The sequence below is a fragment of the Luteibacter flocculans genome, assembly GCF_023612255.1.
Classification (GTDB): domain Bacteria; phylum Pseudomonadota; class Gammaproteobacteria; order Xanthomonadales; family Rhodanobacteraceae; genus Luteibacter; species Luteibacter flocculans.
On record NZ_CP063231.1, the window covers coordinates 1,125,477 to 1,146,824 of the forward strand.

The 21,348-nt window shown below is 64.0% G+C and carries 17 protein-coding genes and 2 tRNA genes; 16 read left to right on the forward strand and 3 right to left on the reverse strand.

Annotated elements, in window-relative coordinates:
* Positions 1-42 precede the first annotated feature (42 nt).
* Complete coding sequence (locus IM816_RS04865; protein WP_250339999.1) at positions 43-333, reverse strand: Trm112 family protein; 291 nt, start codon at positions 331-333, stop codon at positions 43-45.
* Between the two features lie 74 nt (positions 334-407).
* Here IM816_RS04865 and purE point away from each other — a divergent pair, with 74 nt between their 5' ends.
* Positions 408-923, forward strand: coding sequence for a 5-(carboxyamino)imidazole ribonucleotide mutase (gene purE, locus IM816_RS04870; protein WP_072322954.1), 516 nt, complete (start codon positions 408-410; stop codon positions 921-923).
* Entirely contained in the window at positions 920-2,074 is a 1,155-nt protein-coding gene (locus IM816_RS04875) for a 5-(carboxyamino)imidazole ribonucleotide synthase (RefSeq protein WP_250340000.1), read from the forward strand. The genes purE and IM816_RS04875 overlap by 4 nt, the downstream gene beginning before the upstream one ends.
* Before the next feature lie 56 nt (positions 2,075-2,130).
* On the opposite strand, the gene IM816_RS04880 is transcribed toward IM816_RS04875, so the two are convergent.
* Entirely contained in the window at positions 2,131-2,712 is a 582-nt protein-coding gene (locus IM816_RS04880; protein WP_250340001.1) for a superoxide dismutase, read from the reverse strand.
* A 110-nt stretch (positions 2,713-2,822) separates the two neighbouring features.
* Here IM816_RS04880 and grxD point away from each other — a divergent pair, with 110 nt between their 5' ends.
* The 11 genes from grxD to IM816_RS04935 all read left to right on the forward strand — a co-directional run bounded on the left by grxD (position 2,823) and on the right by IM816_RS04935 (position 17,808).
* Positions 2,823-3,146, forward strand: a complete 324-nt coding sequence (grxD, locus tag IM816_RS04885; RefSeq protein ID WP_072322957.1) for a Grx4 family monothiol glutaredoxin — start codon at positions 2,823-2,825, stop codon at positions 3,144-3,146.
* Positions 3,143-3,916 carry an SDR family NAD(P)-dependent oxidoreductase gene (locus IM816_RS04890; protein WP_250340002.1) on the forward strand — a complete coding sequence of 258 codons (774 nt, stop codon included), beginning with the start codon at positions 3,143-3,145 and terminating at the stop codon, positions 3,914-3,916. The genes grxD and IM816_RS04890 overlap by 4 nt, the downstream gene beginning before the upstream one ends.
* Positions 3,917-3,969: 53 nt before the next feature.
* Entirely contained in the window at positions 3,970-4,578 is a 609-nt protein-coding gene (locus tag IM816_RS04895) for a YhgN family NAAT transporter (RefSeq protein ID WP_304441869.1), read from the forward strand.
* Positions 4,579-4,793: 215 nt separating this feature from the next.
* Entirely contained in the window at positions 4,794-6,500 is a 1,707-nt protein-coding gene (gene olsF / locus IM816_RS04900) for a bifunctional ornithine lipid synthase OlsF (protein ID WP_250340003.1), read from the forward strand.
* A gap of 388 nt (positions 6,501-6,888) precedes the next feature.
* Positions 6,889-9,339 carry a TonB-dependent receptor gene (locus IM816_RS04905; protein WP_250340004.1) on the forward strand — a complete coding sequence of 817 codons (2,451 nt, stop codon included), beginning with the start codon at positions 6,889-6,891 and terminating at the stop codon, positions 9,337-9,339.
* 640 nt (positions 9,340-9,979) lie between these two features.
* Positions 9,980-13,336 carry a TonB-dependent receptor gene (locus IM816_RS04910; protein WP_250340005.1) on the forward strand — a complete coding sequence of 1,119 codons (3,357 nt, stop codon included), beginning with the start codon at positions 9,980-9,982 and terminating at the stop codon, positions 13,334-13,336.
* Between the two features lie 189 nt (positions 13,337-13,525).
* Positions 13,526-14,923 carry a nucleotide 5'-monophosphate nucleosidase PpnN gene (ppnN, locus tag IM816_RS04915; protein WP_072322962.1) on the forward strand — a complete coding sequence of 466 codons (1,398 nt, stop codon included), beginning with the start codon at positions 13,526-13,528 and terminating at the stop codon, positions 14,921-14,923.
* Between the two features lie 135 nt (positions 14,924-15,058).
* Positions 15,059-15,214 carry a DUF3309 family protein gene (locus IM816_RS04920; RefSeq protein WP_072322963.1) on the forward strand — a complete coding sequence of 52 codons (156 nt, stop codon included), beginning with the start codon at positions 15,059-15,061 and terminating at the stop codon, positions 15,212-15,214.
* A gap of 208 nt (positions 15,215-15,422) precedes the next feature.
* Positions 15,423-16,025, forward strand: coding sequence for a DNA-3-methyladenine glycosylase (locus tag IM816_RS04925; RefSeq protein ID WP_250340006.1), 603 nt, complete (start codon positions 15,423-15,425; stop codon positions 16,023-16,025).
* Positions 16,026-16,108: 83 nt separating this feature from the next.
* A complete protein-coding gene (locus IM816_RS04930; RefSeq protein WP_250340007.1) occupies positions 16,109-17,662 on the forward strand; it encodes a PAS domain-containing sensor histidine kinase in 1,554 nt (517 codons plus the stop codon).
* A 69-nt stretch (positions 17,663-17,731) separates the two neighbouring features.
* Positions 17,732-17,808, forward strand: a tRNA-Asn gene (locus IM816_RS04935).
* Positions 17,809-17,872: 64 nt separating this feature from the next.
* On the opposite strand, the gene IM816_RS04940 is transcribed toward IM816_RS04935, so the two are convergent.
* Complete coding sequence (locus tag IM816_RS04940; protein WP_250340008.1) at positions 17,873-18,394, reverse strand: GspH/FimT family pseudopilin; 522 nt, start codon at positions 18,392-18,394, stop codon at positions 17,873-17,875.
* A gap of 130 nt (positions 18,395-18,524) precedes the next feature.
* On the opposite strand from IM816_RS04940, the gene uvrB reads away from it, so the two are divergent.
* The 3 genes from uvrB to IM816_RS04955 all read left to right on the forward strand — a co-directional run bounded on the left by uvrB (position 18,525) and on the right by IM816_RS04955 (position 21,281).
* On the forward strand, positions 18,525-20,549 hold the full coding sequence (gene uvrB / locus IM816_RS04945) for an excinuclease ABC subunit UvrB (RefSeq protein ID WP_072322967.1): 2,025 nt from the start codon (positions 18,525-18,527) through the stop codon (positions 20,547-20,549).
* Positions 20,550-20,620: 71 nt separating this feature from the next.
* Positions 20,621-20,695: transfer RNA gene (locus IM816_RS04950), tRNA-Val, on the forward strand.
* A 121-nt stretch (positions 20,696-20,816) separates the two neighbouring features.
* Positions 20,817-21,281, forward strand: coding sequence for a CopD family protein (locus IM816_RS04955; protein ID WP_425602612.1), 465 nt, complete (start codon positions 20,817-20,819; stop codon positions 21,279-21,281).
* Positions 21,282-21,348: the final 67 nt, after the last annotated feature.

Genomic DNA, 21,348 nt, shown 5'->3' on the forward strand with positions numbered 1-21,348 from the left:
GGGCCATTGTGCGGGAACCAATGCTTTATAGCGTGACCTGCGTCACGGATTTTGCGCGAGAGCCGGGTTCCCTGGGAAGCCCTGGAGCTGCACGGTGCCGATGCCGGCCTCGGGGAGCATGACCGGAATGCCGTCCTCCACGCGATAGACGACCTGGCCGTCGGTGGTGATCAGCCCTTCGGCGATCGGCTCGGCGACCTTTTCACCCGCCACGGTGTCCAGCGAGCCGGCACGGATGGCGTTGTTGAGTTGATCGCGCTCGGCCGACGTAAGCGGGCGCAGCGGACGCTTGCTGACCGGGCAGCAGAGAATGTCGAGGAGACGCTTGTCCATGGGGCAACGGCCGCAGAGGGCCAACCTGATAAACGGGAATGCCTTTACAATAGCGACTTTTGGGTGCTCCGGCCATGATTTCCAACGGCGGCAACGAAGCGGGCGCGCCACGCGTAGGCGTGGTGATGGGCTCGCGCTCGGACTGGGAAACGATGGAACATGCCTCGGCCACGTTGGCCCGGATGGGCATCGTGCATGAGGTTCGCGTGGTCTCCGCGCACCGCACTCCCGACCTGCTGTTCGACTATGCCGCCACGGCTCGCGATCGCGGTATCCAGGTCATCGTGGCCGGTGCCGGTGGCGCTGCGCATCTCCCGGGCATGCTCGCGGCGAAGACACCGCTGCCGGTGTTCGGCGTGCCGGTGCAGTCCAAGGCCTTGAATGGCATGGATTCCTTACTGTCGATCGCGCAGATGCCGGCCGGCATTCCCGTGGGCACGCTGGCGATCGGCCGTGCAGGGGCGACCAACGCCGCGTTGCTCGCGGCCTCGGTGCTGGCCCTGCACGACAGCGCGGTCGCCGCGGCGCTCGACGCCTTCCGTGCCGAGCAGACCCGTACGGTGCTCGACAACCCGGACCCGCGCGCATGAACCGGACGCTCCCTACGGTAGGCATCCTCGGCGGCGGGCAGCTTGCGCGGATGCTCGCGCTGGCCGCGGCACCGCTGGGCATCCGTACGCTTGCGCTGGACCCGGCCGCGGATGCCTGCGCGGGGCAGGTGGCCGAGTTGATCGCGGCGGGCTGGAACGATGAAGCCGCCTTGGCAGCCCTCGCCAGTCGCGTGGATGCGATCACCTTCGATTTCGAGAACGTCCCGGCCACGACGGCGGAGCGCCTTGCGGACCAGGTAGAGGTCCATCCCAATCCTCGCGCGCTGGCCGTGGCTCAGGACCGCATGGCCGAGAAGACGCTGTTCCGCGAGACGGGCTTGAACACGCCGGAGTTCGCCGCGGTCGATACGCAGGCCGATCTCGTGGCCGCCGTCGAGCGCATCGGTCTTCCCGCCATTCTCAAGACGCGTCGGCTGGGTTACGACGGCAAGGGTCAGTTTCGACTCAAGGTGCCGGCGGATATCGACGCCGCCTGGTCCGCTCTAGGCGAGGCAGCGGCCGAGCATGGGCTGATCCTCGAGGCTTTCGTTCCGTTCGATCGCGAGCTGTCGGTCGTGGCCGTGCGTGCGCGCGACGGCGAGTTCCGTACCTGGCCGTTGACCCGCAACTGGCATGTGGACGGCGTGCTCTCGCTGAGCCTCGCGCCTGCGCCCGATACGTCGGACGAGCTGGAACAGGCCGCGGTCGCGCAGGCCAAGGCGATTGCGGAGCGGCTCGATTATGTCGGCGTGTTCGCGCTCGAGCTGTTCGTCCGAGGCGGAGAGCTGCTCGGTAACGAAATGGCGCCGCGCGTGCACAACTCCGGTCACTGGACCATCGAAGGCGCGCACACCAGCCAGTTCGAAAACCACATTCGTGCGGTGCTGGGTCTGCCGCTGGGCGATACCGGTGTCCGTGGCGCCAGCGCGATGCTCAACTGGATTGGCGACATGCCCGAGGCGACGCCCGTGCTTGCGGTGGCCGACGGCCATTGGCACGACTACGGAAAGGATGCGCGCCCGGGTCGCAAGGTGGGCCATGCCACGATCTGCGCCAGCGATGCGGGCAGCCTGCGTGCGAAGCTGGTGGAGGTGGGTGCGGCGCTGAATCGCGAGGCGCAGGTAGCGCCGGCGATCGAGGTGCTTGGCTAATCACGTGCCAGCTCGATCAGGCGCCGGGCTCAGCCGGCGCCTGATCGAAGACGACCTCAGGCCATGTTCTTGGCAGCGAAGTCCCAATTCACCACGCTCCAGAAGGCTTCGAGATACTTCGGGCGCGCGTTGCGGTAATCGATGTAATAGGCGTGTTCCCACACGTCGGCCGTGAACAGCGGCTTGTCGCTGCCGGTGATCGGCGTGGCCGCGTTGGAGGTATTCACGATCGCCAGCGAGCCATCCGGACGCTGCACCAGCCAGGTCCAGCCCGAGCCGAAGTTGCCGGCGGCCTGCTTGCTGAACTCTTCCTTGAACTTGTCGACCGAGCCGAAGGCCTTGGTCAGGGCGTCTGCCAGCTTGGCCGGCGGCTCGGCAGCCTGCGTCGCCGGGCGCATCGAGTGCCAGTAGAACGTGTGGTTCCAGATCTGCGCGGCATTGTTGAAGATGCCGCCGGACGAGGTCTTGACGATCTCTTCCAGGCTCTTGCCCTCGAACTCCGTGCCCTTGATCAGGTTGTTGAGGTTCGTGACGTAGGTCTGGTGATGCTTGCCGTAGTGAAACTCGAGGGTCTCGGCGGAGATGGCCGGCTCCAGCGCATTCTTTTCATAGGGGAGCGGGGGAAGTTCGAACGCCATTGCGGGACTCCTTAGCGGTTGGCTGGGGGGAAAGGGTGCGGGCAGGAGGCGCGAGGCCCGGCGCTGCTACACTATGCAATCACTCGCATTCTAATGATGAAACCCGAGCTATGGACGTCGCAGACGAGATCAAGGCCATCGTTCAGGCCCACCCGATCGTGCTTTTCATGAAAGGCACACCGGAATATCCCACCTGCGGATTCTCCGATCGCGCGGCGAAGGCCTTGGAGGCGGCGGGTGCCGTGTTCCATTCGGTGAACGTGCTGGCGGATCCTCGGATTCGCGCGGGGCTGCCGCAGCTGTCGAACTGGCCGACGTTCCCGCAGTTGTTCCTGCTGGGCGAGTTCATCGGCGGATGCGACATCGTTGAGGATCTGCATGCGGCGGGCGAGCTGGAGCGCATGGCGGCCGACGTCGCGGGGGCGAATACGTGAGCAGCCTGCCGTCGGCGCACCTGCCGTCCGGCTGGGCGCCGGTCCCGGGCAGTCTCGCGGGGCGCGTGGTCATCGTCACCGGTGCCACCGGTGGCTTGGGCGGCGAGACGGCTAAAGCGGCGGTGCTCGCCGGTGCCACGGTCGTCATCACTGGCCGCAAGGTGCGTGCGCTGGAAAAACGCTACGACGAACTCGTGGCGCTGGGTGGCAGCGAGCCTGTGATCCACCCGCTCGATCTCGAAAGCGCCACGCCCGCCGACTACGCCGCGCTGGCCGAAGGCATCGAGAATGAATTCGGTCGGCTGGACGGCATCGTGCATGCGGCCGCCCATTTCAACGAACTCACGCCGATCGCCATGCACAAGCCGGACGACTGGCTGCGTGCCATGCAAGTCAACGTATCGGCGCCGTTCGCGCTGACCCAGGCGTGCATGCCGCTGCTGACGAAAGCCGACGACAGCGCGGTGATCTTCGTGCTCGACGACCCGGAGCTGCTTTCTCGCGCGCACTGGGGCGGCTACGGCGTATCCAAAGCGGCCGTGGAACGCATGGCCGCCGTGCTGCATGCGGAGAACGGCCGCAACGCCATGCGTGTGCATGCCGTGCTGCCGGCGCCGATGCGTACGGCACTGCGTCGTGCCGCCTACTACGGCGAGAACACGCTGGAACGGCCGCTACCCACGGCCTCGGCGGATGCCATCGTTTATCTGCTTTCCCGTGCCGGTGCGGAAGCGCGCGGTACCGTGCTCGACCTTCGCCACACCCACTGACCCACGTCGCCTGCATGATGCGGGCAAACCACGCTTAGAAGGAGCTCTTCTCCATGGAAACGCAGATGACGACGTTATCCGCGGGCATCCTGCTGTTCCTGATCATGGACCCGCTGGGCAACATTCCGTTGTTCCTCGCCCTGTTGAAGGACGTGCCGCCGCAGCGCCGCCGCAAGGTCATGATTCGCGAGCTGCTGATCGCGCTGGCGGTGCTGGTCGCGTTCCTGCTCGGCGGGCAGTACATCCTGAAGGTGCTGCAGCTGCGCCAGGAGTCGGTGAGCATTGCCGGCGGTATCGTCCTGTTCCTGATCGGCATTCGCATGGTCTTCCCTCCGGTGGAGGGCGGCGTCTTCGGCAAGCCCGGTGAGGGCGAGCCGTTCATCGTGCCGATGGCGATTCCCGGCGTTGCCGGCCCCTCGGCCATGGCGGCCCTGCTGCTGCTCACCAATTCGCAGCCCGGCCGCACGGCGGAGTGGGGTATCGCGCTGTTCCTGGCCTGGCTTGCCACGGCGATCATCCTGCTCAGCTCCACCTTCCTCTTCCGTTGGCTGGGCGAGAGCGTGCTCACGGCCATGGAGCGCCTGATGGGTATGCTCCTGATTGCCCTTTCGGTGCAGATGTTCCTGAGCGGCCTGTCCGCTTACCTGCATATCGCCACCTAGCGTATGCCTAGGCTTGTTGCCGCAAGAACATACGCGACGGTAGGGTTACTGTCATAATTGCCCGCGAGCATGGTCAGGGGATGGGAATGTCCTATTCCCCGGGCATGGGGCAAGCCCCAAGGGGCAACGAGATGTTCGAAGGCGATATGAGAAAACACGACTCCGCACCGGCCCGGCAAGGTAGCCACCGTTCGACGTCAAAGGGAGCCTAAGTCATGTTGAGCATCGATCGCGCGCTGCTGGACCGGATGCCCTGGCTTGCGCAGCATCCGCGCCTGCGCAAACCCCTCGTCGGCATGCTGGAAAGCCTGGCCCACGAAGACCGGTTCAATCGCACACTCGCGTTTGCGGGCCCGGCGCAGGGCTTCGAGTTCTGCGAAAAGACGCTTGACTATCTCGGCGTGAGTTGCCGCGTCACCGAACGCGAACGCGAGAACATTCCGGTGGAGGGACCGCTCATCGTCGTGGCCAATCATCCGTTGGGCATGGTCGACGCCATCGCGCTCATCCAGTTGATCGGCTCGGTACGCCGTGACGTTCGCATCCTCGGTAACGACGTGCTCGCGGCCGTACCCCAGTTGGGCTCGCTGCTGCTGCCCGTGGACGTGTTCGGCAAGGGTGCCACCTCGAAGATGCGCGCGGTGTTCCGCGCCGTCGAGGCCGGCGAAGTGCTGATCATGTTCCCCGCGGGCGAAGTGTCGCGCGTGCGCCCGGGTGGCGTGCGTGACGGCAAGTGGTCCGACGGTTTCGCGCGCATCGCCATGCGTGCCGGTGTGCCGGTGCTTCCCGTGCATATCGCCGCGCGCAATTCGGTCGCCTTCTATGGCCTTTCCATGCTCGCCAAGCCGCTCAGCACCGCCATGCTGCCGCGCGAAGCGACCTCGGGCCGGCAGCGCGTGGGCTTCCGCATTGGCAAGCTGGTCGATGCGGATGAGCTGAAACAGACCAGCGGCGGCTCGTCGGAGCAGGCCGCGAAGCTGATGCGTCGGCATGTCTATCGACTTGCACGCCAGCGCGGTCTCGTGTTCGGCGGCCAGACGCCGCTGGCTCATCCGGAGCCGGTGGAGCGCGTTGTCGCGGAACTCGACAAGGCCGAACTGCTCGCCGAACTCGCCGATGGCAAGAAGATCCTGCTGATGCAGGGCTCGTCCGACAGCTATGCCATGCGCGAGATCGGGCGTCTGCGCGAACTCACGTTCCGCCGCGTGGGCGAGGGCACCGGCAAGCGCCGCGATCTCGACGCCTACGATGCGCTCTACGAACACCTTGTGCTGTGGGACGCGAAAGCTTTGCGCATCGTCGGTGCGTATCGCTTTGGCCATGGCGGTCGCTTGATCGCCGAGCACGGCATGAGCGCCCTGTACACATCCAGCCTGTTCGATTACTCGCCTGCACTGGAATCGCGCCTCGCTCAGGGTCTTGAACTCGGGCGTAGCTTCATCGCGCCTGCGTACTGGCGCTCGCGTGCGCTCGACCAGCTCTGGCAGGGCATCGGCCTGTACCTCCAGCGTCACCGCGAACTGCGTTATTTGTTCGGTCCTGTGAGCATGTCGGTCAGCATGCCGCGTGAAGCACGCGAGTGGATCGCGGCGGCTCACCAGCACTTCTTCGGTGTACAGGGTCTCGCCGCCGCGCGGCAGCCCTTCGTCATTCCGGAGGCCACCATCGATTCGGTGCGCCGCGAACTCGAAGGGCTCGATCCCGCAACCGGGCTGGGCAAGCTGAAGCATCGTCTCGATGCGCTCGGCGTCACGCTGCCGGTGCTCTATCGCCAGTACGTCGATCTCGTGGAACCGGAAGGTGTGCAGTTCCTTGCCTTCGGCGAAGACCCCGATTTCTCCGGCTGCGTGGACGGCCTGGTGATGCTCGACCTGGCCTCGCTCAAGCCGGCCAAGCGTTCGCGCTACCTCGGCAAGGTGTGACCACTTTCGGGCCGGCCGGAATATCTTCCGGCCGGTATCCCGGTGAGGCTGGAAAAATACCTATTTCCTGCTGATAAAAAATCGTCAGATAATCGCTAAACTGTCATTCGGCAGTGCTACGGTACTGCCTCGTTAGGTCACAACATCCCTCGTGGCATTGGCTTGAGGGGTTCAGTGGGTCACTCGGTGTTTTTTCGTCCCGGCAAAGATGCTGGGCGATTCGCTGTGTCTGGAGAAAACGTTTTTTCTTGCGTAGACGTAATAAATATCGATGCAGAGATAATCGCCAATTAATTACGAAAACCATTATTTCAAACGACGGATCGAATGATTTCACGTGGTCAGGAGAGACCGCCATTAACTAGACAAATTTTCAGGAAACCTGTCGATGAACCGCAATTCCCTTTCGGCCGCGATCGCCGTGACCCTTTTCGTGGCCGCAGGCGCCGCACTGGCCCAGGACGCCAGTCCCCAGACCAACGCCACGCAGCCGCAGCGTTCCAACGTGGCGAGCAGCTCGAACACGACGAATGACAACGCCACGCGCCGCGCCACGCAGCAGATGAGCGCAGTGCAGGTGAAGGCCAACTCGCTGGCGTTGGGCGGTGGCCTGATGTCCATCCAGGACGCGCCGAAAGCGGTTTCGACCGTGTCCCGCGAGGCCATCGTCAAGGCGGCGCCGGGTGCCACCTTCGTGCAGGCGATCAATTCGATTCCGGGCGTGGTGTCGTCTACCGACGACTACACCGGCCTCAATGACGGCAACGCCAGTGTCCGTGGCTTTCCGCTCGACGAAATCGGCGTCACGGTCAACGGTGCGCCGATCAACGACAGCGGCAACTACAAGATCTACTCGTCCGAGTACGGCGACACCGAGAACATGGGCGACATCACCGTCCAGCAGGGCTATCCGGACAATGACTCACCGATCGCAGGCGCGGCGGGTGGTTCCATCGCCTGGGTGACCGTCGATCCGTCGCACCAGGCCGGCCTGGACTTCAGCCAGACCCTTGGCGACAACAGCTACCACCGCACGTTCATGCGCCTCAATACGGGCGACCTGGGTCCTGTGCGTTCGTGGCTGTCGTACTCCAATAACGAAACGAACCTGTGGCGCGGCCGCGGCAAGTCGAAGGTGACCAAGGTCGACGGCAAGTCGGTCTGGCAGATCGACGACAAGAACTCGATCTCGTTCTCGTTGCAGTACAACCGCGAGGTCAAGACCAACTACGAGTCACTGACCAAGGCTCAGGCCGCCGCGGACTACAAGCAGAGCTACCTCGGCACCTACACCCGTGGCAGCACCAGCAGCAACTACTACGCGCTGCATCAGAATCCGTTCCGCAACTACCTCGCCAGCCTCGATGGTGAGTTCACCCTCACCGACAGCATGCGCCTGTCCGTGGTGCCGTACTTCCAGTATGGCTACGGCGGTGGCGGCAGCGGCAGCACGGTCACCGAGAACCCGCTGGCCAACGACAACTACTTCAAGTCGGTGAACGTCGACCTCGATGGTGACGGCAAGATCAGCGGCACGAAGCTGGTCAACTCGCTGAGCTATTCGTACACCTACCGTCCCGGCGTGATCGCCAAGCTCAATCAGGATCTGAGCGACAACAACAGCCTGGAATACGGCGTGTGGTACGAGCGGCCGCGTCAGCAGCAGGGTCAGGTACTCGTGCCCGTGGATCCTGCCACCGGCGTGCCCGTCGACACCTGGGGCAAGGACGTGCTGATCCGCTACCCGGATGGCAAGGTGCAGAAGGTGTACGACCAGTACACCACCACCACGAACGAGAAGGCCTTCATCACCGACAACTGGACGCCGAACGACCAGTGGACGTTCTCCGGCAGCCTCGCCTACGTATGGACCAAGCGTGACGGCTATATCGCTGAGTATCCGAATTCCATCGGCTCGATCAGCGCAGCAGGGAAGGTGACCACGACGAATGCGCAGTTCGACGCGTCGCCGACGGCGACCTTCCACAAGTTCACGCCCACGGCGGGCGCGAAATATCAGCTCAATGACGAGAACCAGTTCTATTTCGGTATCGGCAAGACGTTCCGTGCACCGATCAACGGCGCACTGCTGAGCAACGCCCTTTACGGTTACGGCTCGTCGGCCGCTGCCGCGCTGCCGAACAAGCCGGAGACCTCGACCACCGCCGATCTGGGCTGGCGTTTCTATGGCGAACGCATCTCGGCGAACATCGATGCCTATGCGTCGAATCTCAACAACAAGCAGGTTTCGGGCTTCGACCAGACGACCGGGCTGACGGTCTATACACAGTTGCAGAAGGTGCACATGCGCGGCCTCAACGCCGAGAGCAGCTTCAAGCTGGATGACCAGTGGACGGTGTATGCAAACTATTCGTACACGCGTGCCCTGATGCAGGACGACCTCAACTCGCTGGGCGACGGCATCTACAACACGAAGGGCAAGACCCTGCTCAACGTGCCGAAGAACTCGGGTTACGTCGCAGTCGACTACCACAACGGGCCGTTCTGGGCTTCGCTGAGTGCCAAATACCAGGGCGCGATCTGGGGCGACTGGTCGAATACCGAACGCGTGGGCGGGTACGCAACGATCGACCTGGGCACCGGCTGGAATTTCGACGACTTCTCGCCGTGGTTCCGCAAGCCGTACATCAAGGTCAACGTGTTCAACCTGGCCGACCGCAAGGCGCTTACCTATGCGAGCAACGTCTCCGCATTCCTGGCCAGCAACCCGGGCAAGATCAAGGATGCGAACGGAACGACGCTCTACGCCACGGCGCCGTACTACTCGATCCTGCAGGAACGCACCTTCATGGTGACCTTCGGCGCCTCGTTCTTCTGACGAAAACGTAGCGCGCAGGACCTAAGGCCTGAGTCCGGCATGGCGCCGGACTCAGGCCTTTTTGTTTGCGCTTGGTGGGAGCCGGCCTGCCGGCGATGGGTGCTCGCGCCGCACCTGCCCTCTGGCGCGGGATCGCCGCCAGGACGCGGCTCCCACCCGAGTGCCCATGCGAGGTTTCACTCCCTCGCGGGCTCCCACATTGGCTCCCGCAGTTAAAAAGGGCGCGCCACAAATGTCTGCGAGTGAGCCGCGAAACCTCGTGGCATGGCGGGGGACCTTGCGACAGGCCTCAACGTGAAGTCCTGCGATGGTGCGCCGGTGGCTTCTCCGTCTCCGACAGCACTTCCTCTTGGTAAAAATAAATATCTTTAAATAACAATAAGATGAGCCGAAAACCAGTCCGCGTAGGAAAAAGTGGTATTTATGAATCCGGCGTGAAAACGTTACAAATCTGTCATACAATGCCGTTAAAGTTGGCTTAACAACTGTCGCCACCGGGTCCATGGATGTGACCGGGATCACACGAGACGACACAGCCAAGAAGATTGGGGAACGCTCGAACGGAATCCACTGCCCGGCTTAGCCAGGCGCCCTCCGTTCGGCCGAAATTTTTCGTTGCAAGCCACAGGGTCGACCATTGATGAATAGCCGAGTCCGCGCCAAACTTTTGCCGTTTGCGATCGCATCGCTGCTCGCGGCACCTGCCTTCGCGCAGGAGACGTCCTCCACGATCAGCGGTCGCGTCGTTGACGCCAGCGGCCAGCCGGTCGCCAATGCCACCGTCGTCATCGTGCATGAGCCGTCGGGCACCACGAAGACCACCACCACCGACGTCAACGGCCGCTACTCGGCCCAGGGTCTGCGCGTGGGCGGTCCGTTCGACGTGACCGCCACCAAGGACGGCATGCCGTCGGTTCGCCAGGACAATGTCTACCTGCAGCTCGGTAGCGACACAGCCGTGAACCTCAGCGCCTCCGCTGCCAGCGCCGCCGACGCGACCGCGCTGGGCGCCGTCACCGTGTCGGCCGTGTCGGGCCAGTTCACCTCGGAGAACAAGGGTCTCGGCACCAACATCTCGCAGGCTCAGCTCAAGGCGGCACCGTCGCCGAGCCGTAACATCGCGGACATCGCGCGCCTCGATCCGCGCGTGACCGTCGACCACGGTACGGGCGCCATCTCGGCCAACGGCCAGAACACCCGCCTCAACAGCATCAAGGTCGACGGCCTGGGCGTGGGCGACCCGTTCGGTCTGAACTCCACCGGCATGCCGACGGTCGGCTCGCCGGTGTCGATGGACACCATCGACTCGTTCAACATCTCCACCGCCAACTACGACGTCGCTTCCGACACCGTCGGCGCCGACATCAATGCGGTGACGAAGTCCGGTACCAACGAGTTCCATGGCTCGGTGTACTACGGCTTCAAGAACGCCAGCAGCATGGTCGGCAAGGCCGGCTGGCTCGACAACAACCGCGACTACACCGAGTTCGACCGTAACTGGACGGCCGGTGCGACCGTCGGTGGCCCGATCATCAAGGACAAGCTGTTCTTCTTCGCGGGCTACGAGAAGGAAGAAGTCACGGGTCTCAGCTCGGGTGCCGTCAACGGTCTCGATCCGACCCTCAGCCGCTCGACGATCAACAAGGTCTCGCCGGGCGACCTGCAGAGCATCATCAATGCGGCGAACGGTCTCGGCCTGCAGCCGGGCTCGACCGGTGCCAACGCCGGTACGCTGACCGACAAGCGCTACATCGCCAAGCTCGACTGGAACATCACCGACGGCCACCGCATGAACCTTGCGTACTCGCGTACCAAGGAAGTGAAGCCCAATCCGCAGGGCAACGGTACCTCGTCGATCGGCCTGTCCAGCTACTGGTACACCGTCAATTCCGACATCAAGAACTACACCCTGCAGTCGTTCGACGACTGGAGCGACATCTTCTCGTCGGAAACCAAGATCGGCTACAGCGACTACCAGCTCAACCGCTCGGTGCCGTACCAGCAGCCGCAGATCACCGTGCGCCTGAACAATACCGGCTTCGGTACCAGCGCCACCGGTCCGACGATCAACCTCGGCGAAGACCAGTTCAGCCACTACAACTCCGCGTCGGTGAAGAGCCTGAACGCGATGTGGGCGGGCACGCTGTACCTCGACGACCACACCATCAAGGGTGGCTTCGAGTGGGAGCGCAACCGCATCTACAACCTGTTCGGTCGTACCGAGTTCGGTGCGTACACCTTCGGCAACAACGGCCTGAACAACTTCGGTCCGGGCCTGTACAGCAACTACTCGCTGTACCAGCCGGCACCCGGTTACTCGCTCGACGACATCGCTGCGAAGTGGGAGCTGCGTCGTCACACGTTCTTCCTGCAGGACACCTGGCAGGCGACCGATCAGTTGTCGATCCAGTACGGCTTCCGCGTCAACAAGTACCTGACCGACGACAAGCCGCTGTACAACGCTGACTTCCAGCGCACCTTCGGCTTCAGCAACGCCAACACGATCAACGGCAGCAAGCTCGTCGAGCCGCGCCTGTCGTTCAACTACAGCTTCGACAGCGAGTACAAGACGCAGCTGCGTGGTGGCGTTGGCCTGTTCCAGTCCGATCCGCCGACCGTGTGGATGACGAACCCGTACCAGAACAACGGTATCAACATCGTCACCTACTCGTACGACCGTCAGCCGGACGGCATCACGTGTAAGCTCGGTTCGCAGACGCTTCCGTGCCCCCCGTTCAGCTCGAACCCGTTCAAGCAGCCGACCAGCGGCCCGGGTACGGTGCCGCAGCAGGCCGTCGACACCGTCGACAAGAACTTCAAGCTGCCGAGCGTGTGGAAGTCGTCGATCGCGTTCGATCGTGAGCTGCCGTGGCAGGGCATCATCGCCAGCATCGAGTGGCAGCACCTCGACGTGCAGGACGGCATCCTGTACCAGAACCTCAACCTGGGCGCCCCGACGGGCGTCATGCCGGACGGTCGCTACACCTATGCCGGTTGCATTGGTGGCTCCACGCCGGTGGGTGGTGCGACGGGTGCCAACTGCCGCACTAACTTGACGGGTTCCAACACGGGTGGCTCATTCGCCCGTGCTCGCCAGAACGGCCGCTTCGCCCAGGGCGTGACCTACCTGACCAACACCCACAAGGGTGGTGCCGACACCGTGACGCTGTCGTTCTCGAAGCCGATGGCCGACGGTTGGTCCTGGAGCGTCGCCGCGACGGGCGGTCACTCGACCGAAGTGAACCCGGGCACCTCCAGCCAGGCGACCTCGAACTACTCGAACAGCGCCTGGTACAACCCGAACGAAGACGTCGCATCGACGGCGAACACCAACATCTCCAAGCGCCTCAACGCGTCGCTCACCTGGCAGCACAACTTCTTCGGTGACTACGCCACGAGCGTCAGCGTGTTCTACGACGGCCACACCGGCGTGCCGTACAGCTGGATCTTCGGCAACGACTCGAACGGCGACAGCTACTCCAAGGATCTGGCGTACATTCCGAAGCGCGGCGACGGTACGATCTTCCGCAATTCGGGTGGCACGGCCGCGGCCTCGCAGCAGTTGGTCGACCAGTTCTACAACTACATCCAGAACGACAACTACCTGCGCAAGGAACAGGGCAAGGTTGCCAAGCGCAACGGCGCCACGTCGGCCTGGGTCAACCAGATCGACCTGAGCCTGAGCCAGGAAGTGCCCGGCATCTTCAAGGGCAACAAGGGCGAGATCCGTCTCGACATCTACAACTTCCTGAACCTGGTGAACAAGAACCTGGGCCAGCAGTCGTACATCGGCTTCCCGTACACCCGCACCCTCGCCAACTTCGGTGGCGTGGACCCGACCACGGGCAAGTACATCTACAACCTGCCGACCGACGCCAACGGCAACTACCAGCCGGGCCTGAAGGGCATCTACGACGCCCCGACCGACAACAGCGCGACCAAGGTCAACCCGGTCTCCCGCTGGTCGGCCATGCTGACCCTGCGCTACACGTTCTAAGCGAAAGATTCGCTTGCTACACGACCGGCACCCGCGAGGGTGCCGGTTTTTTTGTGCGCCGACTGGGGCGGCCACGTCGCCGAGCCGCGGCTCTTGACCCCCGCCGACCTGTCGCGTGATGCTAGGCGGTCCGCTCCCGGGTGGGGGCGGGGTTCGCCGCTAATTCGCGGTCAGAAGGACAGTAACTCCATGAATGCCATCCACTTCGGGGAGCCGGTCAACGGCAAGACCGTCAGCGCTCGCGTATCGCCGGCCGGCGGCCTCGACATCCTTTCCCGCAACGAAGTCGCGCGTCTGCGCGACGCGAGCGGGTCCGGGCTGCACCAGTTGTTGCGCCGTTGCGCGCTCGCGGTGCTCACCTCGGGCAATCTTTCCGACGATCCGGGCTCGATCTTCGAGCAGTATCCGGACTTCGACATCCAGGTGCTGCAGGAAGACCGCGGCATCAAGATCGAGCTGAAGAACGCGCCCGAGCAGGCGTTCGTCGACGGTCGCATCATTCGCGGCATCAACGAACTGCTGGTCGCCGTGGTGCGCGACATCGTGTACGTGTCCACGCAGTTGGAAACCGGCGCGTTCGATCTCGACGATACCGTCGGCATTACGCATGCGGTGTTCGAGATCCTGCGCAATTCGCGCATTCTGCGCCCGCAGGTCGATCCCAACCTCGTGGTCTGCTGGGGTGGTCACTCCATCTCGCGCGACGAGTACGAATACACCAAGCGTGTGGGTTACCAGCTCGGTCTGCGCAGCCTGGACATCTGCACGGGCTGCGGTCCGGGTGCGATGAAGGGCCCGATGAAGGGCGCGACCATTGCGCACGCGAAGCAGCGCCGCAAGGGCAACCGCTACATCGGCGTGACCGAGCCGGGGATCATCGCGGCGGAATCGCCGAACCCGATCGTCAACAACCTCGTGATCATGCCGGACATCGAGAAGCGTCTCGAGGCGTTCGTTCGCCTCGGCCACGGCATCATCGTGTTCCCGGGCGGTGTGGGCACGGCGGAAGAAATCCTCTACATGCTCGGCATCCTGCTGCTGCCGCAGAACAAGGGCATTCCGTTCCCGCTGATCTTCACCGGTCCGCAGAACTCGGCGTCGTACTTCGAGCAGATCGATCGCTTCCTGCGTCTCGCGCTCGGCGACGAAGTGGCGAGCCACTACAAGATCATCATCGACGATCCCGCTGCCGTGGCGCACGCGATGGTGGCCGGCATCGACAAGGTGCGCAATCACCGTCTGGACAACAAGGACGCCTTCTTCTTCAACTGGGCCCTGGACATCCCGCTGCCGTTCCAGCAGCCATTCCGTCCGACCCACGAAGCGATGGCCGGCCTCGCGTTGCATCGCGGCCGTCCGCGTCACGAGCTTGCAGCCGATCTGCGTCGCGCGTTCTCCGGCATCGTCGCCGGCAACGTGAAGGAAGAGGGCGTCAAGGCGATCGCGGAGCACGGCCCGTTCGTGATCGACGGCGAGACCGAGATCATGTTGGCGCTCGACGATCTGCTGAAGGCCTTCGTGGAGCAGCACCGCATGAAGCTCCCCGGCGGCACCGCTTACGAGCCGTGCTACGTGGTGCGTACGTAAGTCGAGCAGGACGGGACGGGCGATGCATCGCCCGTCCCGATGCTGAATGTGATGCGAGAGCACGTATCTCGCGTCACAAGGTCTAGACGGCCCCGCGGGCGAGGATGCGGCCACCAGCCACTGGCGGAGAGCCTCATGCTTATCACCATCCTTCTCATTGTCCTGATCATTGCCCTCATCGGCGGCCTGCCGACCTGGGGCTATTCCAGCTCCTGGGGTTACGGTCCCAGCGGTGGTATCGGTGTCATTCTCGCGATTGTCCTGATCTGCTGGCTGCTTGGCGTATTCTGAGCGTCCCGCCCCGGGGTGGCACCCATGTGGTGCGACCCCGGGGCCGATGACGCGTAAGCGTCTCTGGAGCCGCCATGCCTCGACCCCACCGTCCCGTGCCCGACACTGACAAAAGCCTTCCCGGCACGTCGCCGCCGCCCTTCGACCATGAACCGATCGAGCGCCCCGGGCCGGATCCGGATACCGACGGCGAGCCCCTGGAGCCTTGATGGCGGGGCGTTCTCGCTGGCCCGGCAGCATCCTGCCCCGTGCGTTCTTCCAGCGCGATCCGCGCGTGGTCGGTCCCGAGTTGCTCAACAAGGTGCTCGCCTGTGCTGACGGGCGTGCGGGGCGCATCGTGGAAGTGGAAGCCTATTGCGGCGCCTTCGACCCCGCTGCGCACACCTATCGCGGTAAGACCAAGCGCAATGCCGTCATGTTCGGTCCGCCCGGGCATATGTATGTCTACTTCACCTACGGGATGCACTGGTGCTGCAACACGGTCTGCGGCGAGGACGGCGAGGGCTCCGGCGTGCTCATTCGCGCGTTGGACCCGTTGGCCGGTATCGAGCGGATGCGCGAAGCGCGGCCCAAGGTGCGCCGCGATCGCGAGCTGTGCAGCGGACCCGCCCGCCTGACCCAGGCCATGGGCATCACGGGTGCGCAGAACGGGATCGATCTCGTGCGGGCTCGGGATGGGTACACTGTCGTCGACGACGGAACCCCCGCTCCGGAGAACGTGCCGGGTTCGGCACGCATCGGTATCCGCGAAGGCACCGATCTCCTCTGGCGCTGGTTCGTTGCCGGCAACCCGAACGTCTCGCGACCCTGAATTCCGCGACGAGCTGAGTGAAGACGTCTTCACGTCTCCATGAGGGGTGCGCCGTTAGGTTGCCACCGCGGCCGAGGACATCCATGAAAAGTGACGACATCGACGAGCTAAGACGCAGCCGTGAGCAGTTCCGGCTGCTGGTCCAGGGTGTCGCGGACTACGCGATCTACATGCTCGATCCCGAAGGAAACGTTTCCAGCTGGAACTCCGGCGCGGAGCGCATCAAGGGCTATCGGCCGGACGAGATCATCGGGCTGCATTACTCGACGTTCTTCGCCCCCGAGGACGTGGAGCGCCGCGAACCGTGGTCGAACCTGGCGGCAGCCAAGGCGTCCGGGCGGCTGGAAACGGAAGGCTGGCGGGTGCGCAAGGACGGCAGCCGTTTCTGGGCTCACGTGGTCCTCGATCGCATCGACGACGACGATGGGCAATTCGTCGGATTCGCCAAGGTGACGCGCGACGTCACCGAGCAGAGGAACACCGCCCTTGCCCTGGAGCAGGCGCGCAATGCGCTGTTCCAATCACAGAAGCTCGAGGCGGTCGGCCAGCTTACGGGCGGCGTGGCACACGACTTCAACAACTTGTTGATGGCGATCCACGGCAATCTGGACCTGCTCACCCAGCGTGACGACCTCCCCGATCGCGCGCGCCCGCTGGTGGCGAATGCGTTGAGTGGCGTGCGTCGTGGCGTGGCGCTGGTGCAGCGCATGCTGGCCTTCGCGCGACGCCAGCAGCTTCATCTCGCCCCCGTGCTGCTGCCCGACCTCGTGCACGGCATGGCCGATCTCGTGCGTACGTCGCTGGGGCCGTCGGTGCTGGTGGAGGCGAGCTTTCCGTTGTCCTTGCCGCCGGTCATGGCGGACGCCAACCAGTTGGAGCTGTGCCTGCTGAACCTCGCGGTGAATGCGCGCGATGCGATGCCGGATGGGGGCACCCTGACCATCTCGGCCCGCGCGGAAAGTGTCCAGGATGGGCGTGCGCTCGGGATCGGCCCGGGGCAGTACGTCCGCCTGTCGCTGGCCGATACCGGCGAAGGCATGGATGAGGCCACGTTGAGCCGGGCCACCGAGCCGTTTTTCACCACCAAGGGCGTCGGCAAGGGGACGGGTCTGGGCCTGTCGATGGTGCACGGCATCGTGCAGCAGTGTGGCGGCGCTCTACGTCTGAGCAGCACGCGCCCGGGCGGCACGACCGTGGACATCTGGCTGCCCGTTGCCGGCGCCCTCGGTCTCGGAGCTGACGCTCCCCCGGCCATCGCGCCATCGACGCATTACGCCGCGCCCATGGATGGGCGGGCGACGTCGATCCTTGTGGTCGACGACGACCCTCTGGTGCTCTCGACCACGGTCGAGATGCTTTGCTTTGCCGGCTACGAAGCCATAGGTGCGTCGTCCGGTGCGCAGGCGCTCAAAATGCTCGATGAATCACCCTCGGTGTCCGTAGTGCTTACCGACCACGCCATGCCCGGCATGACGGGCGTGGAACTGGCCTCGCGGCTGGCGAAGACGCGTCCCGACCTGCATGTCGTCCTGGCCAGTGGCTACGCCGAATTGCCCGACCACACGCCCGGCATCCACGCGCGGCTGCAGAAACCGTACGGGCGGGAGGAACTGCTCGCCGCATTGCGCTTCGCGTGAGAAGCATCCGTGGCAGCGCTGCCAATGCTTGACAGCCCTACGGTACTTGCACAAAATACGTGGCTCCCCGCCCGAATAGCTCAGCCGGTTAGAGCACTTGACTGTTAATCAGGGGGTCGTTGGTTCGAGTCCAACTTCGGGCGCCAGATTGAGAAAGCCGTGCAGCGATGCACGGCTTTTTTCGTTTTAGAACTGGCCCACAGCAGGTCGTCAGCGGCGCGTACCCGCCAGCGCGCAGGCGGTGGCGTCATCGTCCTTGGCGCGTTCTCGCCGAGCAACGCCTGATTTGGGCACCACGATCGAGACCGCCGTGGCGGCGCGGCCGCGAACGCACAGCGTTATCCTCTGGTTGTCGGCCGTCGTGCCGTCCTCGTCGAAGCGCACGGCAAGGCGGTGGCCGCGGTGGGCCGAGAGGGCGGCATCGAGTGCATCCACGCGGTCGAACACCGTGTGTCGTTCCTCGTCGTAGGCGATCCAGCCGCGGGTCCAGTCCACCCAGTCCTGGCACGTATGGCCGTTGGCGCTCGCGCAGGTGCGTGTGGCGTGGTTGCGCCTCACCGCAGCCGTGCGTGCGCGCTCCAGCGTGTCCAGCAGCGCCTCGGCGGAGGCCCCCAGGCGATGGCGCGCCATGGCTTCGGCCAGGCGGGGCAGGGCAATGGCCCCGACCAGGGCGACGATGAGCAGCACCGTCACCAGTTCGATCAACGTGAAACCACGGGGGCGCGGCGGCATGATTCATTCCGTAGTGGCCGGGGCCAAGGGATGATCGCGGCCGGGCCCGACGCCGCCCATCGGGGAGATACATCACGGCGTGTAGGCGTTCGCCGTTTAAACTCGACCTTCGAACCTGCATATAGCCGTCATGACCGATCGCTTCCAGCTCGTTTCACCGTACAAGCCCTCTGGCGACCAGCCGGAGGCCATCCGCCGTCTCACCGAGGGTTTCGAGGCGGGTCTTGCCGCCCAGACCCTGCTCGGCGTCACCGGTTCGGGCAAGACCTTCACGATCGCCAACGTGGTCGAAAAGGTGCAGAAGCCCACCATCGTGCTCGCGCCCAACAAGACGCTGGCGGCGCAGTTGTATGGCGAGTTCAAGGAGTTCTTCCCGCATAACGCGGTGGAATACTTCGTCAGCTATTACGACTACTACCAGCCGGAAGCCTACGTCGTGGCCTCGGATACCTTCATCGAGAAGGATTCGAGCATCAACGACCATATCGAGCAGATGCGTCTGGCAGCGACGAAGGCGCTGCTGTCCCGCCGCGATTCGCTGATCGTGGCGACGGTCTCGGCCATCTACGGCCTCGGCGATCCCGAAGACTACATGAGCCTGCGCCTCATTCTTTCGCGTGGCGAGCACATCGAGCAGCGGGCACTGATCCGCCAGCTCACCGAGCTGCAGTACGTGCGCAACGAGATGGAACTGCGTCGCGGTACCTATCGCGTGCGCGGCGAAGTGGTGGACGTGTTCCCGGCGGAATCGGAATCCGAAGCGCTGCGCATCGAGCTGTTCGACGGCGATGTGGAGAACCTGTCGCTGTTCGACCCGCTGACGGGCGAGGTGCTGCGCAAGGTGCCGCGCTATACGGTGTACCCGAAGACCCATTACGCCAGCACGCGACAGAGCGTGCTGAATGCGATGGAGACGATCAAGATCGAATTGTCCGAGCGCCTCGAACAGCTCTATCGCGACAACAAGCTCGTGGAAGCCCAGCGGCTCGAGCAGCGCACGCGCTTCGATCTGGAAATGATGGCCGAGGTGGGCTTCTGCCAGGGCATCGAAAACTATTCGCGACACATGACCCGCCGCGGTCCCGGCGAGCCGCCGCCCACCTTGTTCGACTATCTGCCGCCGGATGCGTTGATGGTGGTGGACGAATCGCACGTGACCGTGCCGCAGCTCGGTGCCATGTACAAGGGCGATCGTTCACGCAAGGAGACCCTCGTGGAGTTCGGTTTCCGCTTGCCGTCCGCGATGGATAACCGTCCGCTGCGTTTCGAGGAATGGGAGCGTCGTGCACCGCGTGCGATCTACGTATCCGCCACGCCTGCGAAGTACGAACTGGAGCGCTCCGACAGCAACGTCGTGGAGCTGGTGGTGCGCCCGACCGGGTTGATCGATCCGGAAGTGGAGGTGCGTCCCGTGCGCACGCAGGTCGACGACCTGCTCGGCGAGATCCACAAGCGCGTCGCCATGGGCGATCGTGTGCTGGTCACCACGCTGACCAAGCGCATGGCCGAGAACCTCACGGATTACCTGTCCGAGCACGATGTGAAGGTGCGCTACCTGCACGCGGACATCGACACCGTGGAGCGCACCGAGATCATCCGAGACCTGCGTCTCGGCGAATTCGATGTGCTGGTGGGCATCAACCTGCTGCGCGAAGGCCTGGACATGCCCGAGGTCTCGCTGGTGGCGGTGCTCGATGCCGACAAGGAAGGCTTCCTCCGTTCGACCCGTAGCCTGATCCAGACGATCGGTCGAGCCGCCCGTAATGTGCGCGGCAAGGCGATCCTCTACGCCGACGAGATCACCGGCTCGATGAAGGAAGCCATGGAGGAGACGGCCCGCCGTCGCGAAAAGCAGGTGGAATACAACACGGCGCACGGGATCACGCCGAAGACCGTGGTTCGCCGCATTGCAGACATCATGGAAGGCGCACGCGCGGACGTCGGTTCGCGCGGTGGCAAGGGCAAGAAGGGAAGGGACGCGAAGAAGGTAGCCGAGGAAGCGCCGGACTACGGTTCGCTTACCCCGGAGCAGGTCGGCTCCACCATCAAGAAACTCGAGGCGCGCATGTACAAGCACGCGCAGAACCTCGAGTTCGAAGAGGCCGGAAAGCTGCGCGACGAGATCCACCGCCTGCGCGAGCGGGCCCTGCGCTGACGCCAGGGCGCCGGATTTCCGGCCGACCTCTTGCAGGGGCGGGCGGTGGCCGGTAAACTGCGCAGCTCTTCGGGCGGTTAGCTCAGCGGTAGAGCACTACCTTGACATGGTAGGGGTCACAAGTTCGATCCTTGTACCGCCCACCACTTTCCCACAAGCGAAAAGTGGCCTGAAGACAAAGACTAAGGAGCCCGCAAGGCTCCTTTTTTCTTGCCTGGAGCCCGAGCAAGAGGCCGTTCCTGACATGTCACCCAGCACGCGGGCCGTATGCCTGCCTGGGCTACACTGACGTCTTTTGGTGGAGCGTCGCCAGTGGCCTACCTGCTGACCAAGTCCCTGCACATCGTCTTTGTCATCGCCTGGATGGCCACGGTGTTCTACCTGCCGCGGATTCTCGTCAACATCGCGGAGGCTGGCGCGGAGCCTGCCGTGAAGGCGCGTCTCGAGTTGATGGGGCGCCGGCTCTACAAGTTCGGCCACAGCATGTTCGGCCTGGCCTTTCTGTTCGGCCTCGTGCTCTGGCTCTACTTCCACATCAGCGGCGGCTGGCTGCATGCCAAGATCGCGCTGGTCCTCGTGATGCTCGGCTACTTCATCTGGTCCGGCCGGTTGCTGAAGCGCAGCATGGCCGGCGGCAGCCTCCCGCCGTCGCGCACACTGAGGTTGTTCAACGAATTGCCGGTGCTGGTGCTGCTCGCCATCGTCTATCTCGTCGTCGCCAAGCCGTTCTGAGGTCTCGTCCGGCGAGACGGGGATCGGCGATGATGCGAGCCGACGTATTTCGTCCTGGAGGCGCTCG